The 16,034-nt window shown below is 72.7% G+C and carries 16 protein-coding genes; all 16 read right to left on the minus strand.

The window, feature by feature from the left end; all coding sequences use genetic code 11:
- Positions 1-50 precede the first annotated feature (50 nt).
- A complete protein-coding gene (locus L1885_RS02760; protein WP_235795326.1) occupies positions 51-314 on the minus strand; it encodes a hypothetical protein in 264 nt (87 codons plus the stop codon).
- A 26-nt stretch (positions 315-340) separates the two neighbouring features.
- Entirely contained in the window at positions 341-871 is a 531-nt protein-coding gene (locus tag L1885_RS02765; protein ID WP_235795327.1) for a hypothetical protein, read from the minus strand.
- 225 nt (positions 872-1,096) lie between these two features.
- Positions 1,097-1,474 carry a hypothetical protein gene (locus tag L1885_RS02770; protein WP_235795328.1) on the minus strand — a complete coding sequence of 126 codons (378 nt, stop codon included), beginning with the start codon at positions 1,472-1,474 and terminating at the stop codon, positions 1,097-1,099.
- Positions 1,471-2,076 carry a hypothetical protein gene (locus L1885_RS02775; RefSeq protein WP_235795329.1) on the minus strand — a complete coding sequence of 202 codons (606 nt, stop codon included), beginning with the start codon at positions 2,074-2,076 and terminating at the stop codon, positions 1,471-1,473. The genes L1885_RS02770 and L1885_RS02775 overlap by 4 nt, the downstream gene beginning before the upstream one ends.
- 10 nt (positions 2,077-2,086) lie before the next feature.
- Positions 2,087-2,905: a hypothetical protein gene (locus L1885_RS02780; protein ID WP_235795330.1), complete on the minus strand. Its 819-nt coding sequence runs from the start codon at positions 2,903-2,905 to the stop codon at positions 2,087-2,089.
- Complete coding sequence (locus tag L1885_RS02785; RefSeq protein WP_235795331.1) at positions 2,902-3,612, minus strand: hypothetical protein; 711 nt, start codon at positions 3,610-3,612, stop codon at positions 2,902-2,904. Before L1885_RS02785 ends, L1885_RS02780 begins: the two co-directional genes overlap by 4 nt.
- The gene (locus L1885_RS02790) at positions 3,612-4,313 is read right to left on the minus strand and encodes a hypothetical protein (protein WP_235795332.1); all 702 of its coding nucleotides are present in this window, start codon (positions 4,311-4,313) and stop codon (positions 3,612-3,614) included. The genes L1885_RS02785 and L1885_RS02790 overlap by 1 nt, the downstream gene beginning before the upstream one ends.
- Before the next feature lie 122 nt (positions 4,314-4,435).
- Positions 4,436-4,750 carry a hypothetical protein gene (locus L1885_RS02795; RefSeq protein ID WP_235795333.1) on the minus strand — a complete coding sequence of 105 codons (315 nt, stop codon included), beginning with the start codon at positions 4,748-4,750 and terminating at the stop codon, positions 4,436-4,438.
- A gap of 2 nt (positions 4,751-4,752) precedes the next feature.
- Positions 4,753-5,220, minus strand: coding sequence for a hypothetical protein (locus L1885_RS02800; RefSeq protein ID WP_235795334.1), 468 nt, complete (start codon positions 5,218-5,220; stop codon positions 4,753-4,755).
- Between the two features lie 70 nt (positions 5,221-5,290).
- Positions 5,291-11,026: a hypothetical protein gene (locus tag L1885_RS02805; RefSeq protein WP_235795335.1), complete on the minus strand. Its 5,736-nt coding sequence runs from the start codon at positions 11,024-11,026 to the stop codon at positions 5,291-5,293.
- 118 nt (positions 11,027-11,144) lie between these two features.
- Positions 11,145-11,591 carry a hypothetical protein gene (locus L1885_RS02810; RefSeq protein ID WP_235795336.1) on the minus strand — a complete coding sequence of 149 codons (447 nt, stop codon included), beginning with the start codon at positions 11,589-11,591 and terminating at the stop codon, positions 11,145-11,147.
- Between the two features lie 17 nt (positions 11,592-11,608).
- Entirely contained in the window at positions 11,609-12,343 is a 735-nt protein-coding gene (locus tag L1885_RS02815) for a hypothetical protein (RefSeq protein WP_235795337.1), read from the minus strand.
- A gap of 125 nt (positions 12,344-12,468) precedes the next feature.
- Positions 12,469-12,909 carry a hypothetical protein gene (locus L1885_RS02820; protein WP_235795338.1) on the minus strand — a complete coding sequence of 147 codons (441 nt, stop codon included), beginning with the start codon at positions 12,907-12,909 and terminating at the stop codon, positions 12,469-12,471.
- A gap of 115 nt (positions 12,910-13,024) precedes the next feature.
- A complete protein-coding gene (locus tag L1885_RS02825; protein ID WP_235795339.1) occupies positions 13,025-13,771 on the minus strand; it encodes a C2H2-type zinc finger protein in 747 nt (248 codons plus the stop codon).
- Positions 13,768-14,607 (minus strand): cupin, encoded by an 840-nt coding sequence (locus tag L1885_RS02830; protein WP_235795340.1) that lies wholly within the window; start codon positions 14,605-14,607, stop codon positions 13,768-13,770. Before L1885_RS02830 ends, L1885_RS02825 begins: the two co-directional genes overlap by 4 nt.
- Before the next feature lie 77 nt (positions 14,608-14,684).
- Positions 14,685-16,034 (minus strand): major capsid protein (locus L1885_RS02835; RefSeq protein ID WP_235795341.1); only part of this gene is annotated, 1,350 nt, incomplete at its 5' end.

Raw genomic sequence — 16,034 nt, forward strand, 5'->3', positions numbered from 1 at the left:
GCCCAAAACCAGTCGGCAGCCCGCCCCACCAGGGGCGGAATGGCTCCAGACTAGCCGTTACGCGGGCCTGCCAGGCGGGCGTCTTCCGCCGCCAGTTGCGCCATGAGGGCCTGTGCGTGGCTCCTGGACATGCCGCCCTGACCCGGCGGTGCGCTCGGCCTGGAGGCGCCCGTGGCCGGCCTGGTGACGCCGGCACGTTGAGTGCCGCGCCGGACGGCGCCGGCGGGAGGCGCGTAGAGCTTCGCGCGGTTGCGGGTCCGCTCCCCGTCATCCTCGGCCGACGCGTCGATCGAGGCCTCCGCCGCGTTGAGCATGCGCTCCAGGGTCCAGGAGTGGAGGTCTACCCCTTGGAGGCTGAGGTGGCCGTCCCACGCCTCGTACCCCTCGGCAATGGAGAGGAGGAGGCGGTGGACGACCCAGTAGGGCGGGCCCCGCCGCCGTAGATCTGGGCGACCCACTCCATGAGCTCCATGAGGACCCGCATCGGGAGTTTCAGGGACTCGTCCCGGACCGTGGCCGCTTTGAGGCCCGCCGCGGCGGCCTCCGCCTCGTCCTCCTGCACGTGGGCGCTGACCTCGCGGCCGCCCTTGACGACGACGAAGCGGGAGAACACCTCCTGCGACTCCGGCATGAGGAGCTTGAAGAGGAACCCGCGTAGGTCGCGGATGACCGCCACCGCCTTCTCCATGTCCATCCCGCCGGTGCCGTCCGGGCCGGTGCCGCCGATGCCGCGGGTGGCCTCCTGGAGCTGGACGTAGCCCTCCAGGAACTCGTCCCCCATCACCTCGGGGACGAAGTGGAGCTCCAGGCCTTCGCCGAGCTCCGCGACGTGGGGGGACGTGTTCAGCGTGAATGTCTTGCGCTCGCCCACTGGTGGGTCCTTTGCTCCCGCCGCGCCATCGCCCGGCCCACAACCAGCGGCGTACGCGTAGTGCAGGGTAGTCGCGCGCGGCGGGTGCCGGGACGGCACGGAGGCCGCTCCCCGCCCTCCCGGCATGAGGGGCCCCCGAGGGTAACCCCGGGGTGAAGGGGAGCGGCCTCCGCCGCTGCACTGATCAGCTCCCGGCAGGCTGACACGCCACCCGCCGGGGGTCAACTACCGGCCGAGGCGGAGCGCCCGGGCCATGAAGTTGTTCGCCCGGGTGCCCGGGTGGCGCACCAGCCGGGAGAACACGACCTCGCCGCCTACCTCGAACCGGAGGGCGGACGCGCGGCGCGGCCGGATGATGTGCGGGCGGGTGCCGTCGAGGACGAACCGCACGGCCGGGTGGTTGCACGTGATGACGCTCTGGAGGCCGCGCGGCCCGGCCTCCACGTCCCACTCCACGTAGGAGCCCATGGTGCCCGGCGCCTCCCGGGCCGCAATGTCCGCGACCTTCCGCGTGCGCTCGCGGAGGCGCCGCTCCACGGGGCCGTTGCGGAGCCGGAGGAGGCGCGAGATCACGCCGGGGTCCACCCTCACCTGAACGCTCACGGCAGACCCTCCCCGGGGCAGCGCCCGCAGCCCGGCAACGCCACCGTGACGCGCTGCTCCACCCCCACGCAACCGCCTTGCGGCCCGATCACGGTCTGTTGCCCCATCACGAACCGGCGTGGCCGGCGCGGGTTCGGGCCGATGCCGGGCAGGCAGCACCACAGGGCGGAGTACACCGTGGCCGCATCCACGTGCACGGCCCGGGCCGCCTCGTTCAGCTCCTCGCACGTGGGCGGGCAGCCGCCCTCATCCACCACGGGCGCGCACCGCAGGAGGGTGATGATGAGCTCCGCCGCGGTGAGCGGGGGCGGCGTGCAGCCGCGGAGGCCCTGGACGGTGGAGTCCGCGAGCGGGAAGCGGTCCCCGGCCGGGTAGATCCGCGCCACGGACACGGTGAGCTGACCGGGCGGCCCGCCGCCCTGGCCGCATCCCTCGGCGGCGTCGCAGCCGTCCCACGCGACGGCGCCCGGGATCACGCACGCGCGGCACGGGCACCCGAGGGCGCCCTCCACGCCTTCCGCCTCGGCGGCGTCCAGCGCGGCACACACGCACCCGAGGACGGCCTCCGCCAGGTCGTGGACGGAGTACGGCGTGAGCGGCATGGGAGGCCTCCTACGGCCATGTAGTGACCCGCGGTCGCGGGAGGTCCGGCGAGTACACGCGGGATGAGGAACGGAGCCGGTGCGGGTTCACGGCCATGAGCCAGGTGTCCACGACGGGCAGGCCGGTGAGGCCGGCGGCGTAGAGGAGCGTCACGTCCTGGCGCTCCATCTCCACGCCCTGGCGCTGGACCCTGGTCACGTTGCGGTTCGCCCGGCAGCCGCAGGAGCCGCCGCCGGAGCAGCCCTTGAGGAAGTGACAGGCGAGCTCGGAGACTGCGGCGATGGCGGCGGCGTCGAGGTCCAGGCCCCACCGGTAGGTCACGGTCAGCGTGCCGGGCGCACCAGCCGGCTCGGACATCTCCTGGCACCGCGGCCACTGCTCCCCGCCCAGCCGCACCAGGCGGCCCGGCGCGTCCACCCGGTACTCCAGGCCCGGCGCCAGGACGTGGCCACTCTCGTTGACCTCCTGGACGTCGTACACCGGGCCGGGGAGATGCAGCTCGGAGAGCTCGGAGCAGGAGCAGGAGCTCCGCCGGCACCCGCACAGCGAGGCGTTGCGCCACACCCCGCCGGCGTCGATGTACGGCACCCAGCCGCCCGTGGGCGCGCCCGTGACGGCCTGGAAGGAGATCGGCCCGGCGGTGTCCAGGCACGCGCGGGAGCAGGGCCGTACGGTCACCGGGCACGGCCCGTACCGCATGCCGGACATGTGCCAGAGGATCGTGGACGCCACGCGCGTCCAGCGCTCCACGTCCGCCGGGTCCTGCTCCCCCGTCTCGCAGCAGAGCTCTACCGGCCAGGGCTCGCACGGGCCCACCTGGAGGCTCACGCCCGCCTCCTGGTCTCGTACGGCCCGGGCTGCCGGAAGGAGCTGCGGATGAACTGGCCCACGTGCCCGTTGCGGAAGCTATCCGGCATCGTGGACAGGAACGTCCCGCTGGTGGGCACGGGGCGGCGGTGGAGGATCTTGACGTCCCGCATGCGCGTCCCGCCGATCCCGGCGAGCATCCCGTACGCGGTGCGCTTGTGGAGCACGTCGAGGTGCCGGCCGATCTCCAGGACGGCGAGCATCCCCCGTTTCGTCACGGGGAGCGGCACGTGGAGCTCGTAGGAGAGGGGTTCTTTGTGGCCGAGCTCCACCAGGAGGTCCCGCGTCTCGCGGAGCCCACGGAGATATGCGCCGTTGCCGCGGGTGGCGTAGTACGCCTCCACCTCCCGCACCGGCCCCCGGTGATACACCGGCATGCCGCCCTCCACCGGCCGCATGACGAAGAAGTCATCGTTCGCCCAGAGGAAGGTGTCCGACACGTCGGGGTGCTCGCACACCGCGCGCATGGCCGCCGTGGTGTTCCGGTACTTCGTCTGCCCGGCCTGGTGCGTCGGGATGAACTCCGTACCGCCGGCCCACGGCGGCCGATACCCCACCAGCCACACCCGCCGGTGCGGGAGGTTCGCCGCCCAGGAGCGCAGCGCGTAGCGCAACGCCTCGTTGGCGGTCCCCTCCCGCACCGGACAGACGATGTCGACCTCGGACATCAGGAGGCCATGCAGAACTCGCCGGCCACCGGGATGTACGTGGTGTCCGGCTCCGGCGGAGCGATGGAGGTGATGAACGTCCGGCGGTGGCAGGTGGAACCGAGCGGGGTGAGCATCTGTCCCGGCGTGCCGGCGGCGTCCACGGCCTGGACGTCGTAGGGGCCGACGCCCCACTTTCCGCCCGCCTTCGTGGAGCCGGTGAGCTCCAGGTTGACGGCCTCGTTGGCGAGCTCCAGGTCTCCCAGGAGGCCGCCGGTGACCCACGGCAGGAGGAAGTACACCCACGCGCCCTGCGCGTTCGGGTCGTCACACACGTCGTCCCCGAGGACGTCCGTCCAGACCTCCAGCGCGAAGCCGGTGTTGCACGGGATGGAGCAGGAGTCGAAGCCGATCGGCTTGTTGTCGTAGCCGAAGTAGACCGGGCTCCCGGTCATGATCTCGATCATCTCGGGCGAGGCCTGGAAGAACGTGAACGTGAGGTCGTACCCGTTGAGCGTCGGGCAGCCCTTCTTGAACCCGCACTGGCGCCCGTTGGCGGCGGTGAACGTGACGTCCGTGCCGTCGTCGGTGTTGGCCTCCATCTCCACGGAGGCGAAGCAGTCGGTGACGTAGGAGGCATCGTCGCCGCAGACGGGGCGGCCGCAGCCGTCCACGCGCGTGAGCCGGACGGTGGCCGCGTTGGAAATGAGGGGAGCTGCCATGGTGGCCCTCCAACAGGGAGTTGGACGGCTCGGCCCATAACCAGCAGCAAGGGGGGACGCTGTGCGTCTCAGCCCGGCCCAGAACCAGCAGCTACCAGGAGTCTAGCCGGGCGGCCCCGGCGTCAAGCGGCTGTTGCGTGGGCATGGACGGTGACGCCCGGGGCCGCCGCGCCCACGGCCAGGACCCCGAGCCCGAGGAGGGTGATACCGGCCGAGGCCTGGACGTTCACCGTGGTGGCCGCCGTGGTGTTCGCCGTGATGGCGTACGACCGGAAGCCGGCAGTGCCCTGGAGCCCTACGGTGACCACCGGCGGGGCGGTGAACCGACCGGGCGGCCAGGTGAACGTCACGTTCCCCGAGCCGTCCGTGACGCCGGTCGCGCGCTCCACGACCCCCCGGACGGGCGGGGTGTAGGCGCCGCTGGTCCCCGCCGTCACGGCTACGCCTCCCGGGTGCTGGAGACGATCAGGTCGTCGCCGTCCGCGGCGGTGAACGTGAAGGCGTCGGCCAGGGTCTCCGCGAGGTCCCCGCCGCGGTGAACGCCCCAGGAGAGCGACGTCCCCGGCAGGAGCGCGACCGGCGTCCCCGCGCCGATGGTGAGGGTCGGCTCCCCCGCGTAGACGGCCACGGTCACGGACCGGGCCCCGGCCGGGATGGTGAGCGTGCCGGCTCCGGTCTGCCGCTGAACCGTGGAGGCGATCTCCGGACTGGAGACGGGGGCGCCGCACCGCACCACGGCGCCGGTCGGCGTGTACGGCGTGACGCCGTCCAGGGCGGTGTCCGTGACGGCCGGCGCGCCGCTCCGGCCGGAGGCGTAGCGGCGAAGGAACTGCCCTGCGTCATCGCATAGGACCTCGTACTCCGCGTCTGTCGACGGGACGGCCACGGACGCGGTGGTACCGGACATGAGGACTCCTCAGCTCAAAAAAAGGGGGGCCGGGCCCGCCGTGGTGGCGGGCCCGGCATCCGCGGGGCGGTCAGCCGGTGCGGGTCCACGCCACGGTGATCACGCCGTCCACCGCGTCCACGGTGAGCGGCCCGGTGAGCGCGGCGTCCGCCTCCTTGGTGACGGACCAGGACACCGACTCTCCTTCGAAGAGGGTGGAGGCACCGTCCGCCGTGGTGACCAGTCCGTCCCCGGTGTGCGCGGAGAGCGTGACGGAGCGGAGGCCGGCCACCGTGGAGGCGTCCCACGACTCCCCGGCGGCGAGCTCAATGCGGTGCGCCTGGACGGAGACCACCGGCTCCGCGCCGACCGTGTCGCACGCGACCGGCGCCACGGGCGTGTACGGGGCCGCCAGGTCCTCCGTGTAGGTGCCCACGGCGGTGAGGACGCCCTCGCAGTCCACCGCCAGGAGCTCCACGTACCCGGCGTCCGCGACGCCGTCCCCGTCCGTGTCATCGCACCGGCACGCGGAGAGCACGATCCGCACGCAGTCCGGCTCACCGGGCCCGTCGCACACGCCGACCGTCCCGGTCACCACGTACGCGGTGATGCCGTCCAGCGCGGTGTCTGCCACGGTGGGCGCGAGCGTGCCCGGGGTGTACGTCAGCCGCCGCAGGAACGGGACGGTCGTCCCGTCCGCCGCGATGTCGCACAGCGCCAGCGTCTCGCCCGTCGGGCAGCACTGGGTGTCGCCCGGGGTGCCCGGGATGCACGTCACGGTCGCGTCGTCCGGGACGGGCTGGCCCGTCGCCGTGTCGACCACCGTGCCGTCCGGCTGCTTGGTCGCGTCCCACGGCACGGTGACCGCGGTGACCGCGCACAGCCGTTCCTTGTCGGACGCCGGGTCGGCGAAGTGGTCCGTCGTGAGCGTCAGCTCGACCGGCTCGGAGAACTCCAGCCGGAACCCGGTGTTCTGGTGCAGCCGGACCGCGAGGGTGTTGCCCGCCTGGTGCGACAGTCCGATGCCGCCCGTGTCGGTGAGCGTGATGTCGATGCCGTTGATCGTCGCCGTGCCGACGTACCCGTGCGCGGACATCGTGGGGTCGCCCGGCACGGTCGGCGTGAACGCCCCGAAGTCGAGGAGACCGCCCAGCGTCGGGCTGTCGAACGACAGGTTCGACACGGTCGACGCGTCGGTGTGGTACGTCCCTTCCCACGACGTGACCCGGTCCCCGTACGCGTAGCTCGGGTTCAGCGCGTCACCGACCCAGCAACCCGGGTAGGAGGCGTTCGCCATGTCGAAGCCGGTCGGCGTGTCCGGCAGCGTGTACGTGCACACCTCCGGCGTCCCCGACGAGCCTTCCGCGTCTGCCGCAGCCAACTCGCACGACACGACGTTCCCGGCGGTCGTGTACGGCGTCGACCCGTCGAGCCCGGTATCGGTGACCATGGCCACCAGGCCGTCACAGTCGTACGCCAGGTGCCGCACGAACGGCACCACCCCGTCCGGCGTCACGTCGCACAGCTCAAGCGCCTGGACGGGCCCACACGGCGCCGCGGGCGTGCCCGGGTCAGTGGTGACGGTCTGGCACTCGCCGACGTCCCCAGCGGCCGTGTACGGCGTCCCGTCGAGCAGCGTGTCCACGACCGACGTCACCGCGCCGGTGGTGCAGTCCGTGGTGATCTTCCGAAGGAACTGCTGGCCGCACTGCGACGCCGGGACGTCCGCCGACCACTCGAAGCTGTCGACCGTCCACGACTTGCTACCGCCGTGGTACGTCTCCAAGTCCAGCGACACGACGATCTGGCCTGCCGCGAGCGCCGCGGCGTCGACCGGCGCCGTGACCGTCAGGATCTTGTCGTAGCCGACCGGCGCGGACGACACCACCGACACGTACGCGAGGCGGGTGCCCGTCGTGGCGTCCCATAGCCCGAGCCGGCCGTCTCCGTTCACCCCGGCCACGGGCCCGTCCAGGTGGACGTGCACCGACGCCGTCAAATTCACGGTGCCGGTCGCGCCGGCCGCCCCTGCCGCGAGCGTGGCCGCGACCGCCCGGTGAGAGTTCGACCCGTGGTCACAGGCCGGGTCCGGCCCCAGGACCAGCGACCCGCCGGCCCACAGCGGCGCGCCTTGGCCCGCGGTGGTGTTGAAGCACCAGTTCGGCGGCGTCGGCCCGTTGCCCCAGTTGTTGTACGGCAGCACGTCCGTGTCGGTCGCGGTCGCGGTCCCGCCGGACGTGCAATCCGGGTCGACGTCGCACAGCAGGAACGTGGCCGCGTCCCGGCACGGCGTGGCCGAGTCGCACGGCACGATCGTGAAGCCGGCCGGGAGGGTGTTGTCGTAGCGGGTGCCGGTCGGGTCGAGGTAGTAGATCGTGGTGCCGTCGGGCTGGATGATCCGCGTCCACTCCTGGAGCGCAGTCGGGTCCGAGGTCGGCGCGACGCACAGCTGCTGCACGGTCGGCCCGCCCTCGCCGCTGCCCGCGTCGCCGCCGGCGCACCCGCAGCACCCTTCGGGCTTGAGGGACACCGCGGCGAAACTGAGCGTCGAGCACGAGACCCCTCCGCCGGTGTTGTTCACCCGGTAGGCGATCTGGTCCGGCGGCCCGTCGTAGTACATCTCCCCGGTGCCGTTGGACGCGGTCGGCAGGATCGTCGACCCGGAGAAGTACGCGGTGCCGCCGAGCCGGTCCGGGCGCGGCGAAAGGTTCACGACCGGCTCGAACGCATCGAAGTCGAGCAGGTCGATCCGCAGGTAGGTCGCGTGCTCCTTGAGCACGTCGTCCGGGGTGAAGAGGTAGTTCGACGCGTTGCTGACGGAGTAGTTCGGCGGGGTGTTCGGGCACGTCGCGTTCAGCGGGTTCGTGACCGCGACCTTGACCGTGCCGGTGATCGTCGGGTCGTCGTTCGGCGACAGGCTGTAGATCAGGCCCTTGGTCGGGTTGTCCGGGTCCGGGACGATCGACGTGACGTTCCACGGCACCTCAGTCAGCGCCGGGACCCCGCCGGCGCAGTCGACCGGGGTGACGGCCGTGTACGGGGTGACGCCGTCCATGGTGGTGTCCCGCGTCGACACGACCGCGCCCGTGCAGTCGAACACGATGGACCGCAGGAACGGCGTCGCGCACCGCTTGCCGTCGTCGTCCGCCGGAACGTCCGGGTTCATGTCGCACAGCCGCACCACTTCGACCGTGGCCGCGCAGCCGGGCATGTCGCCCGCGGCCGCCGTGGCCGGGCACGGGCCGACCGGTTCGGTCGGCGTGTAGGGCTGGCCGTCGTAGTCGGTGTCCAGCACGTCCACCAGCTCGCCCGTGGCGCAGTCCCGGCGGATCGTCCGCAGGAAGCGGGTGCCGCACCCGTCTGTGTCGCCTTCGAGGGAGATCGTCAGGTCGGACGCGAGCCACGCCTTGAGCCCGGTGTGCTTGGTCTCCAGATCCATTTCGACCGCGACGAGCCCGGCCACCAGGTCATCCCGGGACACGGGCGCGGACACGGCGAGGGTCTTGGTCGTGCCGACCGGGGTCTCGGTGCTCTGTGCCGTCGCCAAACTCGTAGTGCCGTTCCACAGAGCCAGGCGCCCGTCGACACCGTTCCCGGCCGCAGGGCCGTTGTTCGTGAGCGTGACGCCCACGGTCAGCGTCAGCGTGTCGGGCCACTGGCCGCACGGCGGTTCCGCGTCCGCAGGAAGCGACAGGACCGCCGCGGTGTAGCGGTGCGTCGGGTCCGCCGTCGTCTCGCCGCCGGCCGGGCCGTCCACGGTCAGCGACCCGCCCGCCCAAAACGGCGCCGGGTCCGCGAGGACGACCAGCTTGTTCACGCCGTCACCGGTCTGGAAGTACGGCGTGGGGTCCGTCGCTGCCCGCGCCACCAAAGCGCCGGAGTCGACCGGAGCGGAGTCGCACAGCTCGACCGTCGTGGACGCGGCGCACGGCGCCCCGGTGCACGTGCCGACGTCGCCGGACGGGACGTACGTGCTGGTTCCGTCCATGCCGGTGTCGGTGACCGTGTCGGGCGCGCCGTCAGCGGTGTACGTGACGTGCCTCAGGAACGGGGTGACCGTGCCGTCCGTGGCGGTGTCGCACAGTTCGACCGTCGAGCCCGTTCCTGAGGGTTCGGGCGCGGCAGGCTGGCACACCTCGACCAGCCCGACCGGCGTGTACGGGCCCGAGCCGTTCAGCAGCGTGTCCGCCGTCGAGATCACCGCGCCGTCGCAGTCGCGGCACACGGTGCGCAGGAACGGCCCGCCGAGCGTGACGTCGACCGCGCCGAAGATCCAGCTCCCGAAGACCTTGCAGGCGGTCATGAGGACCTTGGTGCCCAAGTACTTCAGACCGAAGCTGGACACCCCGCTCACGCGGAACCGGGCGGTGCTCTCGCGGGTGGGCGCGGTGACCGGCGGGCAGCCCGTGACCGTGGAGTCCACCGACAGCACCGACGTGGCCCGGTCGTAGGTGTATCCGGCCGGGAGCTGGAGCGGCACCGCCCCGGCGGGAAGCTGGACCGTGTTCTGCCCTGGGGTCGTGTCGGTGGAGTAGCTGAGCCCGACACTGAACTCCGCCGTGACGGGCTGGTCGAAGGTGTAGGTCGTCAGCGGCACCGACGGGTTCGGGAACAGCGCCAGACCCCACCACGCGTCACCGCCGGACTGGCGGGTCGGCGCGAACGCGGAAGGAGCGGTGACGGCCCAGCTCACGCCGTTCGCCAACCGGCCCGACGCCGCGGTACCGGTGATCGTGGCCGGCGGGTTCACGTCGGTGTCGCACAGCACGACCGTGGAACAGTCCCGGCACGAGTCCGGCGGCGGGCACACGGCCAGGTGCGCGCCGCCCGGCACCGCGACCGGTGACCCGTCCACGGCGTCCACGTAGCGCACGCCGGCGCGCTCACCGGTGGCCTGGTCGTACACCACCTCCGCCAACACGTTCTGGAGCGTGTGGCCGCTGGCGTCATCGATCACACATAGCGGGACGGGCGCCACCTCGAGCGCGTGGGCGGGCTCGCCGGGCGACTCGTCGGAGAGCTCCCCCGCGCACACGGCCGCCGGGGCCACGGGCGTGTACGGCTGGTCGAAGTCACCCTCCGCCCACGTGCCGAGGAGGACCGGAGCAGCGCCCGGAATGCACGGGTCGATGGCCCAGAGCTCCGTGTACGGGACCTCCCCGAGGCCGTCCCCGTCCGGGTCGTCACAGCCGCAGCGCTCCACGATCTGGGGCGCGCACACCCGCTCCGGCTCGCCGGGGGACTCATCCCCGGAGGTGGGGGTGCAGTCGACGGGCGCGGCCGGGATGTACGGCTGGTCGAAGTCGCCGTCACGGTAGGTGCCCACGAGGAGGGGGGCGGTGGCGCCGCTGGTGTCGACGGACCAGAGCTCCACGTACTGGACGTCTCCGACGCCGTCCCCGGTGGTGTCATCGCAGCCGCAGCGCTCCACGATCTGGCGCGCCGGTGCCGGCTCTCCGGGGGACTCGTCGTCCCCGGCCTGGCAGACGGTGAGCGCGCCGGTGAGGGCGTAGGTGGCGCCGGTGGCCGCGTCGACCAGGCGGACGGAGTCGATGGCCCCTGCGTCGTCGTAGTGGTACTCCACGAGGACCAGGCCGTGGACCGTGCCGTCCGGGGTGACGTCGCAGAACACGCCGGACACCTGGATGGAGCGGGAGTCGCCGCACGCGGCGGCGCCGGCCGGAGGCACGCCGGTGGTGAACGCCCCGGTGGAGAGGTTCATCCATCCGGTCTGCTGGGTGTTCCCGGAGCAGTCCCGTTCGAGGATGACCGCCAGTGGGGTCCCGTCCGGGAGACAGAGTCCCGTGGTCGCGATGGGCGTGGTCAAGGACGGGCAGTCCGCACCGCCGCCACACCCACAGCTGAAGTTTCCTCCGACTGGCACGTCAATCTCCTTGCGGTACAGCGGTGTTGGCGGGTTGGACGTGAGGGGGCGGGGGGACCGGTCAGGCGATGCGCTCGTAGCTGAGCCAGGTCTGGCCGCCGGGGTTGCTGACGATGCTGGCGCCGGTCTGTACGCCGGCCTGGTCCCCGCGCATGGCTTCCAGCCGAATTACGGTCGGCCCGTCCACGGCGACGCGCGCCGTGGCGGGTGCGGTGGTGTTCTGGCCCTGGTTCGCAGTGGCGCCGCTCAGCTGGTTCACGAGCCGGTTCGTCTGGGCGATGATCACCGAGTCCGTGGTGTTGAACAGGCGCGCGGACACGAAGCCGCCGCCGGCGACCGAGGCGCGGACCTCGGCCTCCACGCGGTATACGCCCGCGCCGGGCAACGTGATGTTGAGACCCACGCCGCTCCAGGTGTTGGCCGCGATCGGCAGCAGGTTGAACTCATCCGCCAACGTCCCGCTGTCGTACGTCCGGGGGACGGTGTAGGCGCCGCTGGTTCCGCTCATGTCTCTCTCCCCGAGTCTCAGGCGGCGTAGGTCCAGGCCACGAGGGCGGTGGCGGCCGGCCCCGTGGTGACGGACGTGACGGTGAGGGCCTGGTCCTGGCCGCGGGTAACGGACCAGGTGAGCGAGGCCCCGGCCGGGATGGTGACCGGCCCCGCGTCCGTGGTCACGACGGTGTTCCCGGTGAGCGTGATCACGGTCAGGGACTGGAGGCCCGCCGGAAGCGTCGCTGACGCCGAGGCGTCGAGGTTCGCGCCGCCCGTGTGGATGGTGACCGGGGTGGTCGGCGTGCTCACGTCGCCGTCGCTGGTGCACTCAACGGGAGCGACCGGCGTGTAGGGCTGCGTCAGGTCCCCGTCCTGGTAGGCGCCCAGGAGCGCCGGGGCGTCCACGCCGTCCGGGTCGACCGCCCAAAGCTCCGTGTACTGAACGTCCCCGGTGCCGTCGCCGTCTGTGTCGTCGCAGCCACACCGCTCGATGACGGTCTTGCCGGACGGCGTGGCGCCGGGGGACTCCTCAGAGCCTCCCGGTCCGCACGTGGTGACCGTGCCGGCCGTCGCGTAGGCGGTGGTGCCGTCCAGGGCGGTGTCCGTCGTCGTGACTGTGCCGTCAGCAGCCACGCTGTATCGGCGCAGGAACGGAATGCTGGTGCCGTCCGGCGCCGCGTCGCAGAGGACGGCGACCTCGTTGTCTGCGGGCATCTGCACCGTCACGGTGGATGCGCCACCGCCGCCGCAGCAGCTCTTACCGGCCATGGGGGTGTCTCCTCGTCTTCAAGGGGTGTGCGAGCGTGTGCCGGGCCGGGCACGCCAGTGGGCGGCCTGGTGGGCCGTCAGGGGGTCGTGGGCTCGTACCGGACCGCGCTGGCTGGAGGGGCCGGTCACGATTCCTCACCTCCGCACGGGGCGGACCACTGGACGTACGCGGCTGAGCCCTCCGGCACGTCGACCGCGAGGGAGCCGCAGAGCACGCCGGGCGCGCACGGCGTGCCGGGAGCGGACCAGGAGAATCCGACCCCGCATTCGTTGATGGCCGTGGCGTTGCCCGCGCAGTCGGTGACGGTGACCGGGCCGCACGCCACGGTCACGGACACGGACTCCGTGCGGTCCGGGACGCTCCAGGTCTCCGGGCCGGTGAGGCCGAGGAGCTGGGGGCACATGGGGACCGGCGGGCAGTCGGCGGTGTCCGGGCACGGTCCGGCGCCGGCGGGGAGCGGGCCGGGCGTGAACGTTCCGGTGGTCGGGTTGAGCCAGCCGACGACGCCGGGTTCGCCGGGCGGGGCTCCGTCGCAGGCGCACGGGGTGGCGACGAGGAGGAGCACGGGGGTGCCGTCCGCGAGGCATACCGGGGTGGACGTGGTGGAGGGTGAGCAGCACGCCTCCCCTCCGGGGGTGCTGCCTCCTCCCGCGGTACACGGGAGCGGTTGCACGGGCACGTCATGCCTCCCGGTGGGCGCGCCGGAGGTGGACGTCCAGGCCTCGGCCGGATCCGAAGGAGCGGGGACACTCCGGGCACGCATGCCGGGAGGCCGGGTCGATTGAGTCGCTGTCCCCCGCCGTGTCCCCGCCGGTGTCCCCCTCGTCCCCGGGGATGTCCCCGCTGGTCACCGGGGGCGCCGCCCCGGCGGCGGTCTCCTCGTCCGGGAGCCGGGGGCCACCCGTGTCCCCGCTGGTGTCCCCGAGGGGGACAACGGTCTCCGGGCCGTCCTCTCCGACCATGACGAAGTCCTCGCGCTCCGGCGGGGCGTCGTCCAGCGGCGCGAAGACGGGAGGCTCCAGCGGCACCGCGCCGGGCCCGTACGCGGACGCCGGGACCGCCGGGAGGACGTCGCCGGGCGTCGCCTCCAGGGTCCGGCGGGGGCACTCGGGATGCGGGTGGACCTCCTGCCCGTTCTCCTCGTAGCAGAGCCCGCACTCCAGGAGCCGGGGCGCGTCGGGCCGGTCGACGCCCAGGAGCTCCGGAGCGTCGTGCGGGGCGGCCGGCTCGTCCTCAACCGCCACGTAGGCGCGGCCGTCGACCAGGGAGCCGCGGAGCAGGGCCTCGGGCATGTCCGTGAAGAGGCGCGGCGGGACGCCGAACGCCGACTCGGACACGGTGCGGACCTTCGGCTCCTGCGCGACCGCCCACCGGGCGAAGTCCCGGCGCAGTGCACGCGCCGGCTGGACACGGATGATGTCGATCACGCGCAGGCCTCCACGTTGATCGCGGCCACGGTGCACGTGGTGCCGACGACGTACGTCCGCTCCACGAGTACGCGCCGGTCGTTGGTGCGGATGTTCAGGGACGCGGAGCGGTCCGGGATGACGTCCATCGGGCCGCGCCGGATGTGCACGGGGCCGGTGACGTACATCCACGCCGTGCCGGGGTCCGCGGGGATGCCGCCCGGCCCCGTGTTGAGCGTCGAGTAGCCGGCGCCGATGATCGCGCAGTTCCCGGCCAGGGTGAGGAGCGCGCCGGTGCTGGGGTCCTCGGTGAGGATGCGGCAGCAGCCCAGGAGCGCGGCCAGGCCGGCCGGGACGTGGAGGACGCCCACGCCGCCGTACCCCTCGGCGAGGGCGCCCTCCAGCGCGGCCACGCCCTGCGCGACGGACACCGGCCCGGCGGGCGGGGTGAGGTCCACGGCGTCCGCGGTGAGCCGGGACCAGAACGCGGCCTCCAACCCGTGCTGCTCCCCGAGCTCCATCGTGGCCGTGGCGTGCGCCACGGCCTCCTCGTAGGACCAGCCGATGGAGGAGCACTCCGCGCCGGCATAGAGGGTGATGGGGGAGGCGTGCTCCACGCTCGGCCGGCAGAACTGCTTTTCCGGCCGCTCCCCGGGGGACTCCTCCCCCGCGGACTCGTCCGTGAGGCACGGGTCTTGCCACTCCTGGACGGGGCAGCAGCCGAGGGCCATCCACTCCACGCCCATGAGCTCGTGGACGTCCTGGACGTCCTCCACGGTGGCGCAGGTGTTCAGGATGCCGTGGGGCAGCGGGGTGCCGGGGATCGGCTGGACGAGTTTCCGCATCCCTGCGGGCATGCCACACCTCCGTGGGCGGGTGGGGGCGTGGCGGGCCCAGGCTCAGGTACCAGGGCCCGCCACGGGCCGGGGGTGTGTCAGCTCGCGTCCCCGCCGGACTCGCCGGCGGTGCAGACCATCTCCAGCTGCGCGCCGGTCGAGCCGTCCGGGCAGACGGGGACGGTGACCAGGCGGGTGTCCACGGAGCGGTCCACCAGGGCGGTGCACTCCTCCGCGAAGAGCGCCGTGTAGTCGTTGAAGCGGAACTTCGTGGAGTCGTGGACCACGCCGAGGTTGACCTCCTCGCCCCGGCCGATGACCAGGGAGCCGGAGGGGTACATCAGGAACTTCACGGCGCCCGGGAACGCGGTGGCCGGGACCGTGCCGCCGATCTCGTTGGGCACGGCCGGGTTGAGGCCGCGGGCGAACTGGACGCGAACGCCGAGCTTCGCGAACGTGCTCTGAATGCAGTTCGGGTCCAGGTCACAGATGTTGGAGCCGTTCTGGCGGGCGAGGTCCGCGAGGAAGAGCTGACGCGACCAGTACGGGAACACCACCTCCAGGGCGGTGGTCTCGCAGAGGCTGTGACGCTCGATCATGTCGGCGGCCTGGAGGGCAACCGCGGCGAACGTCGCGGAGAGCGCACCGAACGTCGGGTCCATGGTGACCGGGGTCGCCGCGTTCAGGGCCTGCTGGAAGAGGTACTGCTTGACGCGGATCTCGTGCGCCACCATCGCGTTGCGGAGGTACCAGGAGACGAGCTCCGGGAAGTGGCGCTGCGTCAGGATGCCCGCCTCCAGGCACACGCCGATGGCGTCGCAGCGGACCTCCACGGGGTCCGGGCACGGGATGCGGAAGCACGGCTTCTCGGAGCCGTTGATGTCGTCGGCCTCCGTGTGGACCCACGTCATCGCGGCCACGTCCAGGCTGAGCGGCTTGTAGTAACGCAGGCCGCCACGGGCGAGCTGGATCTCCGGGGCGTCCCAGAGGAGGTCCGGGCACGCGGTGTCCGTGAGCTCGTAGATCGTCTCCGACGGCGCGCACCAGCCACCCGACGCGACGAGCTCCCCCTCCGGGAGGCGCCGCTGACTCGACGCCTGGAGGGACACCGTGGTGCCCTCCGGGGCGGAGGAGGAGTCCGTGACGATGAGCTCCTGCGGGTACGGGTGCCGGTAGGAGATGACCTGGCCCACGCCCCCGCCCGCCGTCTTCAAAGCGTTGGCGCGGGAGATGATCCCGGCCGTGATGTCGTTGAAGTCCAGCGCCGTGCCCGGGGTGTAGCCGGGGACGTCCACGGCCGCGGTGATGCGGGTGGTCGGCGCCGGGGGCTCCGGGAGGACGCGCGGCTGCCCTCGGCGCACGGCACTCAGGTTCAGCGCGGGGCGGGTGATCGCTGCGGCGGTCGCCGTGGGCGCCGGAGCCGCCGGCGCGGCAGGCGCCGCCGGGGC

The sequence above is a fragment of the Streptomyces fuscigenes genome, assembly GCF_021556455.1.
Lineage (GTDB): Bacteria > Actinomycetota > Actinomycetes > Streptomycetales > Streptomycetaceae > Streptomyces > Streptomyces fuscigenes.